The organism is Devosia litorisediminis (assembly GCF_018334155.1).
GTDB classification, from domain to species: Bacteria; Pseudomonadota; Alphaproteobacteria; order Rhizobiales; family Devosiaceae; genus Devosia; species Devosia litorisediminis.
Window position 1 is genome coordinate 2,140,855 of record NZ_JAGXTP010000001.1, and the last position, 17,469, is coordinate 2,158,323.

General features: G+C 61.5%; 17 protein-coding genes. 7 read left to right on the forward strand and 10 right to left on the reverse strand.

Annotated features, from left to right (window positions below):
- Positions 1-79 precede the first annotated feature (79 nt).
- The 4 genes from KD146_RS10215 to rpiA form a co-directional block, all read right to left on the reverse strand.
- Entirely contained in the window at positions 80-1,456 is a 1,377-nt protein-coding gene (locus tag KD146_RS10215; RefSeq protein ID WP_212658565.1) for a class II 3-deoxy-7-phosphoheptulonate synthase, read from the reverse strand.
- A gap of 735 nt (positions 1,457-2,191) precedes the next feature.
- Positions 2,192-3,568 (reverse strand): glutathione-disulfide reductase, encoded by a 1,377-nt coding sequence (gene gor, locus KD146_RS10220; protein ID WP_212658566.1) that lies wholly within the window; start codon positions 3,566-3,568, stop codon positions 2,192-2,194.
- 113 nt (positions 3,569-3,681) lie between these two features.
- A complete protein-coding gene (locus KD146_RS10225) occupies positions 3,682-4,194 on the reverse strand; it encodes a DUF2059 domain-containing protein (protein WP_212658567.1) in 513 nt (170 codons plus the stop codon).
- A 34-nt stretch (positions 4,195-4,228) separates the two neighbouring features.
- Positions 4,229-4,927: a ribose-5-phosphate isomerase RpiA gene (gene rpiA, locus KD146_RS10230; RefSeq protein WP_212658568.1), complete on the reverse strand. Its 699-nt coding sequence runs from the start codon at positions 4,925-4,927 to the stop codon at positions 4,229-4,231.
- A 254-nt stretch (positions 4,928-5,181) separates the two neighbouring features.
- On the opposite strand from rpiA, the gene KD146_RS10235 reads away from it, so the two are divergent.
- Both KD146_RS10235 and moaA read left to right on the forward strand, forming a co-directional pair.
- On the forward strand, positions 5,182-5,775 hold the full coding sequence (locus KD146_RS10235; RefSeq protein WP_212658569.1) for a L,D-transpeptidase: 594 nt from the start codon (positions 5,182-5,184) through the stop codon (positions 5,773-5,775).
- A 106-nt stretch (positions 5,776-5,881) separates the two neighbouring features.
- Positions 5,882-6,895 carry a GTP 3',8-cyclase MoaA gene (moaA, locus tag KD146_RS10240; RefSeq protein WP_212658570.1) on the forward strand — a complete coding sequence of 338 codons (1,014 nt, stop codon included), beginning with the start codon at positions 5,882-5,884 and terminating at the stop codon, positions 6,893-6,895.
- Between the two features lie 3 nt (positions 6,896-6,898).
- Here moaA and KD146_RS10245 read toward each other — a convergent pair whose 3' ends face one another.
- The 3 genes from KD146_RS10245 to KD146_RS10255 all read right to left on the reverse strand — a co-directional run bounded on the left by KD146_RS10245 (position 6,899) and on the right by KD146_RS10255 (position 8,465).
- Complete coding sequence (locus KD146_RS10245; RefSeq protein WP_212658571.1) at positions 6,899-7,309, reverse strand: VOC family protein; 411 nt, start codon at positions 7,307-7,309, stop codon at positions 6,899-6,901.
- Positions 7,306-7,785, reverse strand: a complete 480-nt coding sequence (locus tag KD146_RS10250) for an Lrp/AsnC family transcriptional regulator (RefSeq protein ID WP_212659186.1) — start codon at positions 7,783-7,785, stop codon at positions 7,306-7,308. Before KD146_RS10250 ends, KD146_RS10245 begins: the two co-directional genes overlap by 4 nt.
- A 143-nt stretch (positions 7,786-7,928) precedes the next feature.
- Positions 7,929-8,465, reverse strand: coding sequence for a thermonuclease family protein (locus tag KD146_RS10255; protein WP_212658572.1), 537 nt, complete (start codon positions 8,463-8,465; stop codon positions 7,929-7,931).
- 109 nt (positions 8,466-8,574) lie between these two features.
- Here KD146_RS10255 and KD146_RS10260 point away from each other — a divergent pair, with 109 nt between their 5' ends.
- Both KD146_RS10260 and KD146_RS10265 read left to right on the forward strand, forming a co-directional pair.
- Positions 8,575-10,101 carry an MFS domain-containing histidine kinase gene (locus tag KD146_RS10260; protein ID WP_249327637.1) on the forward strand — a complete coding sequence of 509 codons (1,527 nt, stop codon included), beginning with the start codon at positions 8,575-8,577 and terminating at the stop codon, positions 10,099-10,101.
- A gap of 85 nt (positions 10,102-10,186) precedes the next feature.
- Positions 10,187-11,260, forward strand: a complete 1,074-nt coding sequence (locus tag KD146_RS10265; RefSeq protein WP_212658573.1) for an HD-GYP domain-containing protein — start codon at positions 10,187-10,189, stop codon at positions 11,258-11,260.
- Here the strand turns inward: KD146_RS10265 and cobT are convergent.
- On the reverse strand, positions 11,257-12,279 hold the full coding sequence (gene cobT, locus KD146_RS10270; RefSeq protein ID WP_212658574.1) for a nicotinate-nucleotide--dimethylbenzimidazole phosphoribosyltransferase: 1,023 nt from the start codon (positions 12,277-12,279) through the stop codon (positions 11,257-11,259). The two genes, KD146_RS10265 and cobT, sit on opposite strands and share 4 nt — an antisense overlap.
- Before the next feature lie 65 nt (positions 12,280-12,344).
- Here cobT and KD146_RS10275 point away from each other — a divergent pair, with 65 nt between their 5' ends.
- Both KD146_RS10275 and KD146_RS10280 read left to right on the forward strand, forming a co-directional pair.
- Positions 12,345-13,187, forward strand: coding sequence for an adenosylcobinamide-GDP ribazoletransferase (locus KD146_RS10275; protein WP_212658575.1), 843 nt, complete (start codon positions 12,345-12,347; stop codon positions 13,185-13,187).
- A gap of 77 nt (positions 13,188-13,264) precedes the next feature.
- Entirely contained in the window at positions 13,265-13,951 is a 687-nt protein-coding gene (locus KD146_RS10280; protein WP_212658576.1) for a retropepsin-like aspartic protease family protein, read from the forward strand.
- A gap of 56 nt (positions 13,952-14,007) precedes the next feature.
- Here KD146_RS10280 and KD146_RS10285 read toward each other — a convergent pair whose 3' ends face one another.
- A complete protein-coding gene (locus KD146_RS10285) occupies positions 14,008-15,711 on the reverse strand; it encodes an alpha/beta hydrolase family protein (RefSeq protein ID WP_249327638.1) in 1,704 nt (567 codons plus the stop codon).
- Positions 15,712-15,894: 183 nt separating this feature from the next.
- Here KD146_RS10285 and KD146_RS10290 point away from each other — a divergent pair, with 183 nt between their 5' ends.
- Complete coding sequence (locus tag KD146_RS10290; RefSeq protein ID WP_212658577.1) at positions 15,895-16,386, forward strand: nucleoside deaminase; 492 nt, start codon at positions 15,895-15,897, stop codon at positions 16,384-16,386.
- Here KD146_RS10290 and dusA read toward each other — a convergent pair.
- Positions 16,383-17,432, reverse strand: coding sequence for a tRNA dihydrouridine(20/20a) synthase DusA (gene dusA / locus KD146_RS10295; protein ID WP_427857083.1), 1,050 nt, complete (start codon positions 17,430-17,432; stop codon positions 16,383-16,385). The genes KD146_RS10290 and dusA overlap by 4 nt on opposite strands.
- Positions 17,433-17,469 lie beyond the last annotated feature (37 nt).

A 17,469-nucleotide genomic window follows, 5' to 3' on the forward strand; every position in this document is an offset into this window, starting at 1 on the left:
CACGATCAGACGCACAAGAAACCCGCGCGCATCCGGTCAAACGCGCAGGTGTCCATGTTGGTTTCAATTCATTGCGGGTTTATTCCCCCGCGGCAAGACCCTGATGCGCCGGTTTTTGCGCGTGGACTTCCTCGGCAACCAAGAAAGCCAGTTCGAGCGCCTGACTGGCGTTGAGGCGCGGGTCGCAATAGGTGTTGTAGCGATCCGAGAGCGTGGCTTCGGTCACCGCGGAAACACCACCGACGCATTCGGTCACATCGTCGCCGGTCATTTCGATGTGTACGCCACCGGCGTAGGTGCCCATATCGCGGTGTACATCGAAGAACGATTTCACCTCGGACAGAACACGATCAAATGGCCGGGTCTTGAAGCCGGTCGACGCCTTGATGGTATTGCCGTGCATCGGATCGGAGCACCAGACAACTGTGCGACCGGCACTCTGAACGGTTTCGATCAGGCGCGGCAGATGATCGTGCACCTTGTCGGCGCCAAAGCGGGTGATCAGGGTGATGCGACCAGCTTCATCGGTCGGATTGAGCCGATCGAGCAGGCGCAGCAGGTCCTCGCTCGACAGCGATGGGCCGCACTTGATGCCGATCGGGTTCTTGATACCGGCAAAATACTCGACATGGGCCGCATCAGGCTGGCGGGTACGATCACCAATCCACAGCATGTGGCCCGAGGTTGCGTACCAGTCATTGGAAATGGAGTCGCGACGGGTCAGCGCCTCCTCATAGCCGAGCAGCAGCGCTTCATGGCTGGTGAAGAAACTGGTCTGCTTGAGCGCGGGCGTGTTCTCCGGCGTGATGCCCAGAGCACTCATGAAGGTGATGGCGTCGTCAATCTTGCGCGCCACTTCCTCGTAACGCGGATAATAGTTCGAGCCCTTCATGAAGCCGACTGTCCACTCGTGGATACGTGTCAGCTCGGCATAGCCGCCCATGGAGAAGGCGCGCAGCAGGTTGAGCGTAGCGGCAGACTGACGATAGGCCTGCAGCATGCGATCGGGATCGGGGATGCGCGAGCCTTCATTGAAGTCGATAGCGTTGATAATGTCACCGCGATAGCTGGGCAGTTCGACACCGTCGATGGTCTCGGTATCGGCAGAGCGCGGCTTGGCGAACTGGCCAGCAACGCGACCAACCTTGACGACGGGCTTGGAAGCACCGTGGGTCAACACCACCGCCATCTGCAGGAAGACGCGGAAAAAGTCGCGGATATGGTCCGCGCCATGTTCGGCAAAACTCTCGGCGCAATCGCCCCCCTGCAACAGGAATGCCTCACCGCGGGCGACAGCGGCCAGCCGGGTCTTGAGGTCACGCGCTTCGCCGGCAAACACCAGCGGGGGGAAGGTGGAGAGCTGACGCTCGGCTTCGCTCAAGGCCGCTTGATCGGGATAGGCCGGAACCTGTGAAATCGGCTTGGCGCGCCAGCTATCGGGGGTCCAGGTGGTCATATCGGGTCTCGCTCACGCGGGTTACAGGCTGTTGGCTGGCGGAATACCAAGGCAGGACGGCTGTGCCAAGGATAATCGGGGCTGAGGCGCGCCAAAACCCCGCCCGGCCCTGTGGCGTCGCGGTATCACGGGTAACGGGCGGCCATTGGGCCTCAAGAAATGTAGAGAACGGTCCAAGGGCCGCCCGTCACGAACCGGTTTTGTGCGAGGGGCGGTTCAGCCTGCGCCGGTGTTTCAGACGCGGCTGCCGCTTGCCCCACTGGACAGGCGCCCCCATCCCCCGGCCCTCCCGCCTGGCCCTGCGTTGGGACCAGTGACTGGCGGGAACGGGCCCATGATGTCACGGGGCGAGCGGGCGGGCACTAGATGGATAAGGTTTTGGAGACCCCCCCTAGCCTCCCCCTGGCAGGGGGAGGAACAGGTCTGGTGGTGGGGGCAAAATAGGGGCTCTCGCTCCCCTCCCTACCTCCCCCATCAAGGGGGACGCGCAGGACGGTGGCGCTGGCTAGATCGAGGTCAGGCCGCAACCCCTCTTCAGCGCTCCAAATCAAGCGAGCTGAACTCCATGCGTGGTGCGGATGGTGCCACAGCCACTGCGCAGCACCTCCCCCTTGATGGGAGAGGCCGGGAGGGGGCTGATCTCAGGATGAGTCCCGGAATGACCCGATGGGTTTTCGCCATTGGGCCACTGCGGCGCCGGATCTGCAGGTGTTGGACGGCGCAAAGCGCCCCGCCCTAGCCGCCGATCTTCTGGCCCTTGCGATAGGTGTAGCTGGGGGCCTTGAAGGTCACCAGTTCCTCGGCCGCAGAAGGATGCAGCGCCATGGCGCGGTCGAAATCGGCCTTGGTGGCGCCCATGCCGATGGGAATAGCCACGAGCTGGATCATTTCGGCAGCGCCGTGGCCCAGAATATGGACACCGAGCACCTTGCCGCCATCCTTTTCGGTGATGAGCTTGAGGATCATGCGCTCGGTGCGCGTGGACAGCGTGTTCATCATGGGCCGGAAGCGTGAGACGTAGACGTCGATGTCCTCATGGGTCACCGCTTCGGCTTCGGTGAGGCCGATGACGCCGATCTCTGGTTCGGCGAACACTGCCGTGGGAATCTCGGAGTGATCAACCGCCATCGGGTTGTTGTTGAACACCGTCTCGGCAAAATACCAACCTTCACGGATGGCCACCGGCGTGAGCGCGGCGCGACCGGTGACGTCGCCAACGGCATAGATGGATGGCACCGAGGTCTTGGAGAATGCATCCACGGCAATAGTCTGATTAGCGTGCAGTTTGACCCCAGCCTGTTCGAGCCCCAGGCCATCAACATTGGGCGAGCGGCCCGTGGCGAACATGACAGCACTATAGGGCGCGGTAACGCCATCGCTGAAAGTGGCAGCGATATCAGCGCCGTCTCGTGCCAGCGAGGCGATCGTGGTCTGGTAGATGATCTTGATGCCGCGGTCGGTCAGGCCGCTTTCAAGGCCGCGGCGCATGTCATCGTCAAAGCCGCGCAGCAGGCAATTGCCGCGATAGACAATGGTTGTGTGTACGCCCAGACCAGCAAAAATTGTGGCGAATTCCACAGCGATATAGCCGCCACCCTCAATCAGAATGGAGTGTGGCAGGGCGGGCAGATCGAAGGCCTCATTGGAGCTGATGCCCAGTTCAGCGCCCGGGATATCGGGCGTGAAGGGCCGGCCACCAGTGGCCACCAGGATATATTTGGCATCCAGATCGCGATCCTGACCGACCAGATGCACGCTATTGGGACCGGCAACCACCGCGCGGTCGCGGATGATCTCGACGCCGGGCTTCTCAAGATTGGTCACATAGGCATGCTCGAGCCGGGTGATTTCCTTTTCCTTGTTGGCGACAAGGGTGGGCCAATCAAAGCTGGCATCGACTTTCCAGCCGAAACTGGATGCGACGTCGAACAGGTCGTGGAAGCGGCTGGCATAAACGTAGAGCTTTTTGGGCACGCAGCCGCGGATCACGCAGGTGCCGCCGACCCGGAACTCTTCAACAATGGCGACCTTGGCACCATAGCTGGCCGCCATGCGGGCGGCGCGAACGCCCCCCGAACCCGCGCCAATAACAACCAGATCATAAGTGCTCATGGGACGGCTCCGTGCGCGTGGGTCTATCGGCAATCACCGATGAATATAGACCGCGGATCGCATAAAAAAAGACCCCGCACAAGGCGGGGTCCGTTGTTGGCGTGCCGCTCAGACTAGAGCTGAATACCCTGGCCGCGCAATTCGGCGCGGACCTTGGCAAAAAACTCGGGACGGACATTGTTGGTGAAAACCTGCATCACGTTCTGCAGATCAGCGTTCACCTCCGTATTGGCCTTGGCCAGCTTCTGGCCGGTTTCGCTTTCGTAGAAGGCGACGATTTCCTGCAGCTCTTCAATGCTGAAGCGGGCCGCATAAACACGCGCGAACTGATTGAGCAGCTCGCCCTTGCGATCGCGATATTCTTCCAGGATCTTGCCAATGGCAGCGTCAGTCTGTTCGCTGATCTCGGGGTTCTGCTGGACGATCTGGCGCATGGTGCCGATGCCGATCTCGACCATGGTGATCTCGAAAATGGACGCACGATCAGTCAGATCGATATATTTGCGGGCCAATGCCAGCTGCTCGGGTGGTACTTCCTGCGCCATTGCAGGGACAACCATCGCCATCATGCTCAGGCTGAGCATTACTGCCACCAGCGCTTTGACGCGCATCATTACACCGGTCATTGTTGAACCACCCATCCTGTCGATACCCAAAAAATCAATTGTCGCTTGAGAGCGTTCTTACGCCATCAGGCGCGGCCACATAAGCCTTCTTGCACATATTGAGGAACAGGCCGTGCTGGACCACCCCGGCTATATCGAGCAAGTCGGCTGAAAGCGCTTCTGGCTGCGAAATGCGGCCAAAAAAAGCATCGAGGATCAGGTGATCCCCATCTGTCACATAGCTTTCGCCTGTCGCTGTGGTGCGCAGGCGTACTTCGCCAGCGCAACCATGGGCCCGGCAGACAGCCTCAACCGTGCGGCGCGTGGCGCCCAGACCGAAGCGATTGACCTCGATAGGCAGCGGGAAACGGCCAAGCGTTTCGACCAGCTTGGAGGAATCGGCGATCACGATCATCAGATCCGAGGCCGCGGCAACGATCTTTTCGCGCAGCAAGGCGCCACCGGCGCCCTTGATCAGATTGAGCTGCGGGTCGATTTCGTCGGCGCCATCAATGGTGATGTCGAGCCGGTCGAGCGTATCGAGATCGGACAGCGGAATATTGAGGCTTTCGGCCTGGCGCGCCGTGGCTTCAGAGGTTGGCACGCAAATGCACTCGAAACCGGCAGCGACTTTTTCGCCGAGAAGGTCGACGAAATGGCGGGCTGTGGAGCCGGTCCCCAGCCCGAGCTGCATGCCCGACTGAACCTGCGTTAGCGCCATTGCGGCCGCCTGCCGCTTCAGTTCTTCGCTCATAGTGCCCTCGCTACCCGGTAAAATTGGCATCGCAGGGCGACATGGCTGTGTCAATGGCCAGGAGGCGGGCCAATCACGGATTGGTGAATGGAAATTGTAACCAGCTGGCAACACAATTTGGGCATGCTGGCTAAAGTGTGGCTAAATCGAGGCTTGTGCCTCTTTTCGCTGTTCTTCAAAACGCGTAAGCAACGCCAGTTGTTTAACGCGCGAATCGAACGCTCGTTCTTACTTGCAGGGGCCAAGTCTTCAAGATGATCAAATTCAAGTCCGCGATCGTTATCGCGATTGCACTCCTAATGTCGCTCGGCGGTGCTGCGCCGACCATGGCGGAGCGTGTCTATGATCCTGATACCGCCAACTGGGTGGACGCGTCGACGCTCCAGGCCCGCAAAAGCGGCGGCAGCGCCATTCGCAAGCAGATCGTGAGCTACTCCTCCAATTATGCGCCGGGCACGATTGTTGTCGAAACCGGTGAGCGTCGTCTCTATCTGGTGCTCGAAGACGGCAAGGCCATGAAGTATGGCATTGGCGTTGGTCGCGACGGCTTTACCTGGTCGGGTACCCACCGCATCACCCGCAAGGCCGAGTGGCCAGGCTGGACGCCGCCAGCGCAGATGCGCAAGCGCGTGCCTGATCTGCCAGCTTATATGCCAGGTGGCCCTGACAATCCGCTGGGCGCACGGGCCCTGTATATCGGCTCGACCCTGTATCGCGTGCATGGCACATCCGAGCCCCGCTCGATCGGTCTGGCCGTCTCTTCGGGCTGCATCCGCCTGACCAATGAAGACGTTGCCGATCTTTATGAGCGCGTGCAGGTCGGTGCCCGTATCGTGGTCAATCACTGATCCGGACGCGGTCCTCGCCAAAAATTGTCAAAGGGTCGCCAGCAGGCGGCCCTTTTTTGTTGCTGGGTGGCTTTGAAAAAACCGGGCAGAGGATTAGGTTTGCGCCATGATTAGCACCGCGTCCCCTGCCCGCCCGCTCGTTGACCGCTATGGGCGGCATATTTCCTATCTGCGCATTTCGGTGACCGATCGCTGCGACTTCCGCTGTGTGTACTGCATGGCCGAAGACATGACCTTCCTGCCCAAGCGCGACGTGCTGAGCTTTGAGGAAATCGAGACCATAGCCGGTGCCTTCATTGCGCGCGGTGCGACGCGCATCCGGCTGACCGGCGGCGAGCCGCTGGTGCGGCGCGATATCATGGAGCTTGTGGCCACGCTGGGCGCGCGCATTGGTCAGGGGCTGGAGGAGCTGACCATCACCACCAATGGCAGCCAGCTGGCCAAGCATGCCGACGGGCTGGCGGCGGCGGGGGTCAAGCGGATCAATGTGTCGCTCGATACGCTGGATGAGGCGCGCTTTGCCGCCATTACCCGGCGCGGTCGGCTGACCGAGGTGATGGATGGCATTGCAGCGGCGCAGTCGGCCGGGATCGCCATCAAGATCAACATGGTGGCGATGCGCGGCGTCAATGACGACGAGATCGAGCCAATGATGGCCTGGGCGCATGGGCGCAAGATGGGGCTGACGCTGATCGAGGGCATGCCGCTGGGCGAAGTGGGCATTGACCGGGTGGACAGCTATCTGCCGTTGCGCGAATTGCACGACCAGTTGGCGCGACGCTATACGCTGGAAAAACTGAGCAAGCGCACCGGCGGCCCCGCGCGCTATGTGCATGTTGCCGAAACCGGTGGCGTGCTGGGCTTCATCACGCCGATGAGCCACAATTTCTGCGAGAGCTGCAATCGCGTGCGGCTGACCGCAACGGGTCAGCTGTTCATGTGCCTGGGGCAGGACGATCAGGTCAATTTGCGCGATGCGCTGCGCACCGGCGGCGCCGAGGCGCTCGACGCTGCCCTTGATCAGGCCATGATGCTCAAGCCCAAGGGGCACGATTTCGTGCTGGATCGCAGCAGCACCGCGCCTTCGGTGGCGCGGCACATGAGCGTTACAGGCGGCTAGACCCTAGCGGTTCTCGGCGCGTTCGATCAGCTCGACAATGATGCCATCCGGATCGCGCACGAAGGCGACGCGTTTGACCATTTCGGTGTTGTGCGCATTGCGCGGACGCTCGACGACTTCAACGCCGGCCGCTTCGAGCCTGGCCAACATGGCGTCGACATCGGTGAAGGCAAAGGTCAGGTGTCGCATCCCCGCCTCACCGGGCTGCACATCGCGCGACCGCGTCGTGTCGACAATATTGGGCACCATGATCTCAAGCATGCCGCCACCGGCATCGAGAAACAGCAAATCCCCATTGGGCTGGGCTTTACGCAAGGCCAGGCGCAGGCCGAGCAGGTCGCAGTAGAAGGCGATGGTCCGCTCGGCATTGCTGGCGGTCATGCCGACATGCTCGAACCCGATCAGGCCGCTCATTTGTCGTCATCCGAAATCAGCGCGAAATCGAGCGGCAGGGCCGTGGTGTACTTGATCTGGCCCATGGCGAAGGCGGAACTGACATCGGTCAGGTTGATCTTGCCGATCAGGCGTTTGTAGAAGGAGTCATAGGCGCCGATATCGGGCACCACGACGCGCATCAGATAGTCGATATCGCCACTCATGCGATAGAATTCCACGACCTCGGGAAACTCGTCGATGACGCCGGCAAATTTGCGCATCCAGATGTCGTTGTGCTCATTGGTCTTGACTGAAACGAAGACGGTCACGCCCACATTGACCTTGACCGGATCGAGCACCGCGACGCGGCGCTGAATGACGCCATCTTCTTCCATTTTCTGGATACGGCGCCAGCACGGCGTGGTCGACAGACCGACCTTGCGGCCGATCTCGGCCACCGGCATCGTCGCGTCTTTTTGCAGTAACGTCAGGATTTTTCGATCAATCTTGTCCAATGCCATTACGCCCCCTGCGGAATTTGATTTCTGAGAATGAACAAATCTGGTCCAAATTTGGCTGAAGAAGTGCCACATCCGCCCCGTGTTCGCAATAATCTTGCGCGCTGCAAGTTGAGCAGCGTGATCAAGGTCTTGTTAACCTAGAGCCCGAACCAACCCAGCAAGCCGCTGGGACGTGCATGGTCGTCACGCCAGTCAGACGGTCTGTCGAAGGCACCGGCCCAGATCCCGCGCCGGGCCGACCGGGCCGCAGATTCCTCGCGCCAATAGTCGCCGCTGGAAACGGCCAGCCCTTCGACTACCATGATCGCGCCGAGATCCGCGCCATCAACACTGCAACGCGCCAATAGGCGCTCATAGCGATCGCGTCCCTCAGGACGACAATCGAGCGGGCCGCTGGCGAGCAGTTCGGCCATGCGGTTTCGGGCCTGTTGTCCACAGGGCCACCGCCCGCCGCCAGCACGTGCACAATCCTGCGCCAGTTCGGGGGCGTCCAGCCCGAGCAGGCGCACCCGGTCGTCGCCCAGGTGGAAGCTGTCACCATCGCTGACGCGAGCGTTTCCCGCGATCGGCGGCAGGGGCGCATCGAGCCAGTTTGCCAGCAGGGCGACGCCAGCCAGGATGATTATTGCCAGGACAGCACCACGCCGGCCGGAAAAGAGTGTGGAACGAGACATCGTTAGCCGTTGGATTTCACCAGCCGTTAACTACGCGCTGGCTAGTGTTTCGCCAAGAGTAGTGCACGCGTCTTGAGTGCGCATTGATAGTAACGAGTAACGAGTACCCATGACGACCCCTTCGGCTGTCATAGAAGATGTCCGTTCGCAAATGGGCCGAGAAGGCAAACGCACGGCCCAGCGTACCGTTCTGGACGCCCGTCAGCGCTTGACCTCAAGCTCGGGCACACGCTCGTCGTTCGACTTCGAACTGATGCATGAATATGCCAATTCCCGGCTCAACGCTGCGTTGCCCATGGCAGCGCTGGTGGGCATTCTGGCATTTGTCGCGACCTTCTGGGTGCCGGTGCTGTTCACTGCGCTGTGGGCCGGCCTGGTGCTGCTGAGCATGCTGATCGTGGTGGTGCTGGCACAGCGCTTCAAGCGCGCAGAGCCCACCAAGTTCAACGCCGGTGAATGGACCACCTCATTCGTGGCGGGTGAAACCCTGCTCGGACTTGCCTGGTCATTGCTGGCGCTGTTCACCCTGGTGGCCAATCCCGACACGCTGACGCCGGTAATGTTTGCCATGGTGCTGGTGGCCATTGCCGCCAATGCCATCACCACGCGCACCCTGCCCCCAGCCACGCTGATGAGCACGCTGCCGGTGACCGTGACCGTGTCGGCCAATCTGATCCTGCTGGGCGGCACGCTGAATTACACGCTGGCCGCCGTGGCCATGTGTGGCGAGGTGTTCTTTGTCTACCTGGCTCGCCAGCTGCATGCCTCCGAGTTGCACACCATCACCCATCAGGCCGAAAAAGATGCGCTGATCAACGAGCTTGAAGAAGCGCGCCATATGTCGGACGAGGCGCGGCGTCATGCCGAGCAGGCCAATATTGCCAAATCCCAGTTTCTGGCCACAATGAGCCACGAACTGCGCACCCCGCTCAACGCCATCATCGGCTTTTCCGAAGTGCTGCAGTCGGAGCTGCTGGGTCCCCATCAGGTGCCACAGTACAAGGAATATGCTGGCGACATTCATGGCAGTGGTCAGCATTTGCTCAATCTGATCAACGAGCTGCTCGACCTCAGCCGCATCGAGGCAGGCAAGTATGAGCTGAATGAGGAAGTGGTATCGCTGGTCGATATCGCCGCTGATTGCCGCCGCATGATGGAATTGCGCGCCAAGTCCAAGAGCATCGAGCTGGTGTTCAGCGTCGGCGACAATCTGCCCAAGCTGTGGGGCGATGAACGTGCCATTCGTCAGGTGGTGCTCAACCTGCTCAGCAACGCCATCAAGTTCACGCCCCAACACGGCAAGATCATTCTGCTGGTGGCCCGCAGCGGCGACGGCGGACAACTGGTCTCGGTCAAGGACAATGGCCCCGGCATTCCCGAGGACGAAATCGAAACTGTGCTGTCCTCGTTCGGACAGGGCTCACTGGCGCAGAAGACCGCTGAACAAGGCGCAGGCCTTGGCCTGCCTATCGTGCAGAAAATCATGGAGCTGCACCAGGGCCGCTTTGACCTGTTCAGCAAGCTGCGCTTCGGCACCGAAGTGATCGCGACCTTCCCACGCGCCCGTGTCATGGATGCGCTGGCGCCAGTCGTAGAGCGCAAGAACCGCCTCGAGATCTATTCCGCGGCCGGCTGACCTCCACTTAAATGTTTCTGCGGCATTTTATTAATGTGGCGTGAAGCTTCTTCCGTTATGTTGATCCTTCAGGCTGGAGGATCTTATGCGCAAGCAAAGCGAGCGCGGCGCCGTACTACTTGTTACTGACCGACCGACCCCATCGGAGACGAGCAGCGTCGCCCAAGAACTTGGTGCCGATGCGGTCTTTCTGAGTGATCTTGCTGCCCGCAGACTAGATGGTGACCCCAGCCTGATTGTTGATGTCGATTTGCGCGATGTCGACATTGTCCGCCAGCTCAAGGCCGCCCTGCCCCCGCGTGGGGCCGGCTGTCGCATTTTCCTGATCGATACCGATAACCGGGTAACCTCGGTGCATGCCAATGTGCTGGGCGCCAACCACCTGCTATCAAAAAAGGCCACCGTGGCTCAGATGCACGCGGCCCTGGACAAGCATTTCGGGATCAGCGCGCATGTGCCACAGGACGAGGCCGTGCTGGCATCGATCTGCAGCGGCGTGCAGGCACTGGACAACAGCTTTCAGGCGATGGCCAACAAGATCGAGCTGGACAATGCAGGTGTCATTGCGGCCTGCGAGAAGATTGCCGACGCCGTTTGCGTCGATGGGGTATGCGACTGGCTCTCGGCTGTACGCAGCCACCACGTCGGTACCTTTCAGCATTGCATGCTGGTGACCGGGGTAGTGGCGGCCTTCGCCACAAAAACGAATATGCCGCGCGAAGAAGTCGTCCGCATGACTGTGGCGGGCCTGCTGCACGACATCGGCAAGTCCAATGTGCCAGTGTCCATTCTGGACAAGCCCGGCGCGCTGACCCTGCGCGAGATGGATGCTATTCGCGTGCATCCGGTGGCTGGCTATAACTACCTGGTCGACAACAGCACCATGGATGCCGAAATCCTGAGCAGCGTGCGCGGCCATCACGAATATCTCGATGGAACCGGCTATCCCGACAATCTGACAGCCAGCGACATCAATGAGATGACCCGCATCATCACGGTGTGCGATGTCTATGCGGCGCTGATCGAACGGCGCAGCTATAAAGAGCCCAAGACGCATGCCGAGGCCGTGGCGATACTGCACTCGATGGCGGCAGCGGGCAAAGTCGAGGCGCGCCTGGTGCGCGAGCTCGACTGGATCATGGCGCCTGGCGAGGACTAAGCGTCCTTGCCGCTGACCGCTGCGCTTTCAAAGGTGGCCATATTGTTGTGCAGGTGCAGTGCGGTCTTGGCCAGCACTGCTGCAAGCGCCGCGCCACTCCCCTCGCCCAGGCGCATGCCCAGATCGAGCAGTCCCTTCTGGCCCATCGCCTCCAGTGCGCGCGCGTGGCCCGATTCTGCCGAGACATGGGCGAAGATGCAGTGATCGATCGCAGCCGGATTGACGGCATGTGCAATGGCAGCAGCCGAGGTGGCGACAAACCCATCGACAATTACCGGCACCTTCTGATGTCGTGCTGCCAATAGTGCCCCAAGCATGGCGGCGATTTCACGGCCGCCGACGCGGGCCAGAATGGCCAGCGGATGATCGAGTTCGCCGGCATGGTGCGCCAGAGCCTGATCGACGGCATCCGCCTTGCGCTTGAGGCCGGCTTCATCGACGCCGGTGCCACGGCCAACCCAGTCGGCACCCGTGCCTCCATAGAGCGCCGCATAGATGGCGGCAGCGACAGTGGTGTTGCCGATCCCCATTTCGCCAATGCAGATCAGGTCGGGCTTTCCGGCAATGGCTTCCATACCGTAGGCGATGGTGGCGGCGCACATCTTGTCGTCGAGGGCGGCTTCGCGCGTGATGTCGCCCGTGGGCAGTTCAAGCGCCAGTTCAAACACCCGCAGATTGATTTCATGCAGTGCGCAGATCTGGGAGATGGCGGCACCGCCATTGGTGAAATTGGCGACCATCTGAGCCGTAACTTCGCGTGGAAAGGCCGAGACGCCCTGATCGGTAACGCCATGATTGCCGGCAAAAATGGTGACCATGGGATTGTCCAGCCGCGGCTGGGCGCGTCCCTGCCAACGGGCCAGAAATTCGACCAGGCCTTCAAGGGCGCCAAGCGAGCCGGGTGGCTTGGTCAGCTGCGAATCGCGCGCGCGGACCTCGGCGACGGCTGCTTCATCGCCCTCGGGCGCGATGGTCAGAAGCTCCAGAACGTCGGCGTAGGCGGGATTCAGCGAAGGCATGGCGTGTCCGAAATGCTGTGGTAGGAAGGAGGCCATCTTGTTGCGTAGAACGAGGCCAAAAGCAATTGACCGAGCAGCGACCCGAGGACGCCATTGCGCCTGAGGCAATGGAGCCGAGCCGCCCCGAGACACGCCCGGGCGGCTTGGGGCTGGCCGATGATCTGGTGATGGCGCTGCGCTTTTTCTCGCGTCTGCCCACTGGCAATTCGCCGCATCAGAAGCCGGAGCTGAACCGGATTGCCATGGCACTGCCGCTGGCCAGCGTCGTGATTGGCATTGGCCCGGCCCTGCTGTTGATCGGCGGGGGTTTGATCGGCCTGCCGGCCTATTTTGCTGCGGCACTGGCAGTGGCCGCCATGGTGATGGTCAGCGGCGCGATGGCCGAAGATGCATTGGCTGATGCGGCGGATGGGTTGTTTGGCGGGCACAGCGTGGCTCGGCGCCTCGAGATCATGAAAGACAGCCGCCATGGCACCTATGGAGTGGCGGCGCTGTGCCTGTTCCTGATGTTGCGGGTAAGCGGGCTGGGCGCGATCGCTGCGTTCAACCCCCTCGCCGCCGGCGCCATCTGGCTGGCCGCAGGAATTGTGGGACGATCGGGCGCGCTCTGGCTGGCCGTGGCACTGCCTGCTGCCCGTAGCGACGGGGTCTCGGCAACGGCGGGCACCGTCCGTGGCCGCAGCTTTGGCGTCGGGGCGGTGTTTGCCGTGGTGCTGCTGTTTGTGCTGGCCGCGCCGGCAACCAATCTGGTGGCACTGGGGTTTGCCCTGGTGGCCGCGCTGGTGGTGATCGCAGGCTGGAGCGCGTTGTGCAGGCGACTGGTTGGGGGACAGACTGGCGATCTGATCGGCGCGCTTGGAGCCCTGGTTGAAATCGCCGTATTGTGTGCGCTGCTGCCATTTGCCTGAGCCAGGCGGCCTTGAATTGGCCACCTGCAATGCCTTTATCAAACCAGAGCCCTGTCACGACACGAAAGCGCAACAGTATGATTTTCATTGGGATTGCGTTGCTCGTCGCCGTCGGGCTGGCCCTGCTGATCAGCGCCGATGCCGGTACGCTGGTGGGGCTGAACCAGATGCAGACGGCGCAGTTGATCCCGCTCCTGGTGCTGCTCATCGTGTTCGCCGGCGGGCTGTTCACAAGGCGGCGCAAGGCCAAGGAACTGCTGACGAGCCTGGTGCTGTGGGTCGGCATTTTCGGCGTGGCGAGCCTGAGCTACGCCTATCGCGATGAAATCCTAGGCGTTTGGGGTCGGGTGGCTGGCGAACTGCAGCCCGGCGTTGCCATGGTCAATGTGGAACAGGGCACGGCGACATTCCGGCGCGGCATTGGCGGGCATTTTGAAATCAATGCGACAGTGAACGGCCATACCACGCCGATGATCTTCGATACCGGCGCCAGCGCTGTAGTGTTGACCATTGCCGATGCGGAAGCGGCGGGGATCACCACCAAGAAACTGCGGTTTTCCGTTCCGGTCTCGACCGCCAATGGCACCGGGCGCGCGGCCCGGGTGAAGCTGGACAATCTGGTGGTGGGCGGTATTACCCGGCAGGGCATTGTGGCGTTTGTCGCCGAGGCCGATGCGCTTGAAACCAGCCTGCTGGGGATGACGTTCCTTGAGACACTGAGCCGGTACAGCGTGACGCAGAATTCGCTGGAGCTGCTGGACTAGAGCAAAAAAACGGCCGGTGCGCACACCGGCCGTCTCGTTTTCGCAGGTCCGCGTCGTTAGCTGACGGGGAACTGGGTCGCCTGCCCGGCCACAATGTACCAGGTGACAAACAGGGCGTTGATGAAGGCGCCAGGCAGATAGCTGCCGGTGCGGCGCCAGGCGAAGGTGGACAGGAACGCCACGATCGAGAGCAGTGGCAGGAACTGCATGGCAATCACGGTGTTGAGCGGCTCGTTCATCGAGAACAGATGACCACTGAACAGCAGCGTGCCGTACTGGAAGGCCAGGAAAACCAGGAAGCCGAGCGCCAGCGCGCCGACATTGCTGAAGTACTGGACCAGACGGCTATCGCCAGCCACCGACAGACCAGTGTGCAGGCCACGTAGGGCGAACACGAAGAATGCAGTGAACGGCACCAGATAGACCAGAGCGATCTTGAAATGGACAAGGCTCATCGGCTTCAGGGCAACAACCCAGAAGCGGAAGTCGATCTTGAACAGGAAGTCGGCGGCCAGCACGAACAGATAGCCAATACCCACGGTGGACAGCGCGATCAGCACGGCACCCCAGATGGGGCCACGGCCTTCGACCTTGTCGCCCTTGAGCACGAAGCCGACCAGGAAGACGATCAGGCCGTTCAGAACCGCCCAGAAGGCGATCTGGCTGGTAATAGTCTGTGGCAGCAATGCCGAGGCCGGGAACAGCTGACCACCCCAGGCGAAGAACTGGTAGTAGGTCAGCACAGGCACAAAGGCGCTCAGCGCGAAAGCAATCCACCACTTGGCCCCACGGCTGGTGTGCGCAGCTGGCACGGCAGTGGAACGCATGGCAGCAAAAGCGGGTGCGGCCAGCAGCATGTCGAATGTCCCGGCGAGCAGGACGACGAAGCCAATCAGAGCGATCAGCGTGCCAATTTCCTTCCAGAGCCAGATCTGGTCGCCGGAGGGGATTGGGTCAGCGCCATCGAGCGTCTGGGCGAACCAGTCGATGGAATAGCCGATGGCTTCTGGCGAAAGATGATCGCCGGGATGGGTGGTGTTGGGCATTTCGAGAACGCGGGCTGTGCCAGCGGCGATGTCGCCATAGATCTGGCCGGGCACAACGGTTTCGGTGGTGCCAAACACGGCCTGCAGCTTGGGGCTGGTCGGCGCATCCTGGGCACGATCAACGCCCCACATCAGCTGGCTGAACTCGTCATATTTCGAGAACACGACTGACAGATTGCGTGGCCATTCAGTGGTGCCATCGGCAGCGAACGGCGCACCGGTGCTGGAGCCTTCAAGCACCATGGACTTGTAGCCATCGGGCAGCGCGCCAGCGGCAGCCAGAATGGTCCATCCGCCCATGGAGTGGCCTTCAAGACCGATATTGTCGACATCGACGATATCGAGATTGCGCAGATAGGCCAGCGCGCCGGGTCCACCAAAGCCGTTGGCAAAGGCGGGCGCGTCGGAATAGCCATGACCGGACTGATCGAGCGCCAGCACGATATAGCCGCGACGGGCATATTCGATGGCAAAGCCGGACTGGGTTTCGCGGCTGTTGATATAGCCATGAACCGCGAGAATGGCGGGGGCCTTGTTTTCGGCACTGACGCCGGGTGGCACATAAAGCAGACCGCTCAGGGTCTGGCCGTTATTGCCGGTAAAACGCAGATCCTTGATGGTCACGTCGCCGGAGGTCTGAATGAAATGAGCGAGCAATGCGCCCAGAAGAATGATGACCCATCCAATATGGAACAGGCGGAATTTGCGTAACATGTAGAGGCTCCCCTTGCTGTAGTGCGGGCCATTACCCGTCACTGACATGTTACCTAGCCCCTAATACGAAACCGAACGCGCCACAAACGAAATATTTGCGCGCATTAACGAAAGCCGTTGATGACTTCCGTTGGCGCAGCGCGCGGGCTAATCTGATGCCCCAAACCCAAGAGTGGAATTGCCATGAGCCAGCGCCCCTATGACGAAGCCAATCTGCGCCGCGCCTTCGCCGTGGCCAGTCAGTCGCGCGCGGGCGGCGACCACCCCTTTGGCGCGGTGCTGGCCGACAGCAAGGGCGTGATCCTGATGGAACAGGGCAATGGCTTTACCGCTGAGGGACGCGACCGCACGGCGCATGCGGAAAAGCTGCTGGCGACACGGGCGGGCAAGACTTACAGCCTGACGGTATTGGCCGGGGCGACGCTGTACAGTTCGGCAGAACCCTGTGCGATGTGCGCGGGCGCGATCTATTGGGCGGGTATTGGCCGGGTGGTGTTCGGCCAGACCGAGGTGGCGCTCAAGGCGATCACCGGCGACAACCCGGAAAACCCGACGCTGGACCTGCCCTGCGTGGTGGTATTTGAGGCCGGGCAGCGGCCAACCGAGGTAGTCGGCCCGCTGCTGGAGGATGAAGCCAGCGCGCTGCAGGCCGATTACTGGGGCAGCCGTGGCTAGTTCGCCTGTTCGAGACGATGGCGGTTTACCGCATCGAGGGCGCGCAGCATGACCGCTGAATCGGCGCCGGGCTTGCAGGCATCCACGCTCATGATCTGGCGGAACTGGCGGGCGCCGGGCAGTCCGGCCGCCAGACCCAGCATATGGCGGGTGATGTTGTTGATGCGGGCACCGGCGGCGAGTTCGCGATCGGCATAATCGGCCATGGCGTGCATGACGGCCGCCAGGGTCACCGGCTCGGTGGTGGCGCCAAAGAAGCGTTGATCGACCTCGGCCAGCAGCATGGGATTGTGATAGGCGGCGCGGCCCATCATGACGCCATCGGTGTGCTCAAACTGGGCTTGCGCCAGTTCCAGCGTGTCGATGCCGCCATTGATAAAGACCGGCAGCGGCGCCAGACGGGCGCGCAGGCGATAGACCCGGTCATAGTCGAGCGGCGGAATGGTGCGGTTTTCCTTGGGCGAGAGACCCTGGAGCCAGGCCTTGCGGGCGTGGACATAGAGCGCGTCGACGCCCGCATCGACCATGGCGTCGGCGAAGCGGTCGAGACCGGTTTCGACATCCTGATCGTCAATGCCGATGCGGCACTTCACCGTCACCGGGCGGTCGGTGGCATCGCGCATGGCGCGGACGCATTGGGCGACCAGTTCAGGCTCGGCCATCAGGCAGGCGCCAAAACGGCCCGACTGCACGCGATCGGACGGGCAGCCGACATTGAGATTGATTTCGGCATAGCCGTAATTATCGGCAAGGCGGGTGGCGGCGGCGAGCTCAGCGGGATCGGAGCCGCCCAGTTGCAGGGCAACCGGCTGCTCGAACGAGTCAAAGCGCAGATGGCGGTCGACATCGCCGTGCATGATGGCGGCGCTGGTGACCATCTCGGTGAACAGCAGGCCTTGGCGCGTCAACAGGCGATGGAGGTACCGGCAATGGCGGTCCGTCCAGTCCATCATCGGGGCGACGCTAAAGCGTCGGGCGCGGGCAAGTGCGGTCATGGGGCGGGCAAATAGCGCAGATCGTGCAGATTGGCCAGTGGTTGAGGACAGAGGTGCATTGCACCAAGGGCTAACATGTCAGTTATGG

Coding starts and splice junctions, on each gene's coding strand:
- KD146_RS10215 (WP_212658565.1), bottom strand. CDS start 1,456: ATGACCACCTGGACCCCCGATAGCTGGCGCGCCAAGCCGATTTCACAG.
- gor (WP_212658566.1), bottom strand. CDS start 3,568: ATGAGCACTTATGATCTGGTTGTTATTGGCGCGGGTTCGGGGGGCGTT.
- KD146_RS10225 (WP_212658567.1), bottom strand. CDS start 4,194: ATGACCGGTGTAATGATGCGCGTCAAAGCGCTGGTGGCAGTAATGCTC.
- rpiA (WP_212658568.1), bottom strand. CDS start 4,927: ATGAGCGAAGAACTGAAGCGGCAGGCGGCCGCAATGGCGCTAACGCAG.
- KD146_RS10235 (WP_212658569.1), top strand. CDS start 5,182: ATGATCAAATTCAAGTCCGCGATCGTTATCGCGATTGCACTCCTAATG.
- moaA (WP_212658570.1), top strand. CDS start 5,882: ATGATTAGCACCGCGTCCCCTGCCCGCCCGCTCGTTGACCGCTATGGG.
- KD146_RS10245 (WP_212658571.1), bottom strand. CDS start 7,309: ATGAGCGGCCTGATCGGGTTCGAGCATGTCGGCATGACCGCCAGCAAT.
- KD146_RS10255 (WP_212658572.1), bottom strand. CDS start 8,465: ATGTCTCGTTCCACACTCTTTTCCGGCCGGCGTGGTGCTGTCCTGGCA.
- KD146_RS10260 (WP_249327637.1), top strand. CDS start 8,575: ATGACGACCCCTTCGGCTGTCATAGAAGATGTCCGTTCGCAAATGGGC.
- KD146_RS10265 (WP_212658573.1), top strand. CDS start 10,187: ATGCGCAAGCAAAGCGAGCGCGGCGCCGTACTACTTGTTACTGACCGA.
- cobT (WP_212658574.1), bottom strand. CDS start 12,279: ATGCCTTCGCTGAATCCCGCCTACGCCGACGTTCTGGAGCTTCTGACC.
- KD146_RS10280 (WP_212658576.1), top strand. CDS start 13,265: ATGATTTTCATTGGGATTGCGTTGCTCGTCGCCGTCGGGCTGGCCCTG.
- KD146_RS10285 (WP_249327638.1), bottom strand. CDS start 15,711: ATGTTACGCAAATTCCGCCTGTTCCATATTGGATGGGTCATCATTCTT.
- KD146_RS10290 (WP_212658577.1), top strand. CDS start 15,895: ATGAGCCAGCGCCCCTATGACGAAGCCAATCTGCGCCGCGCCTTCGCC.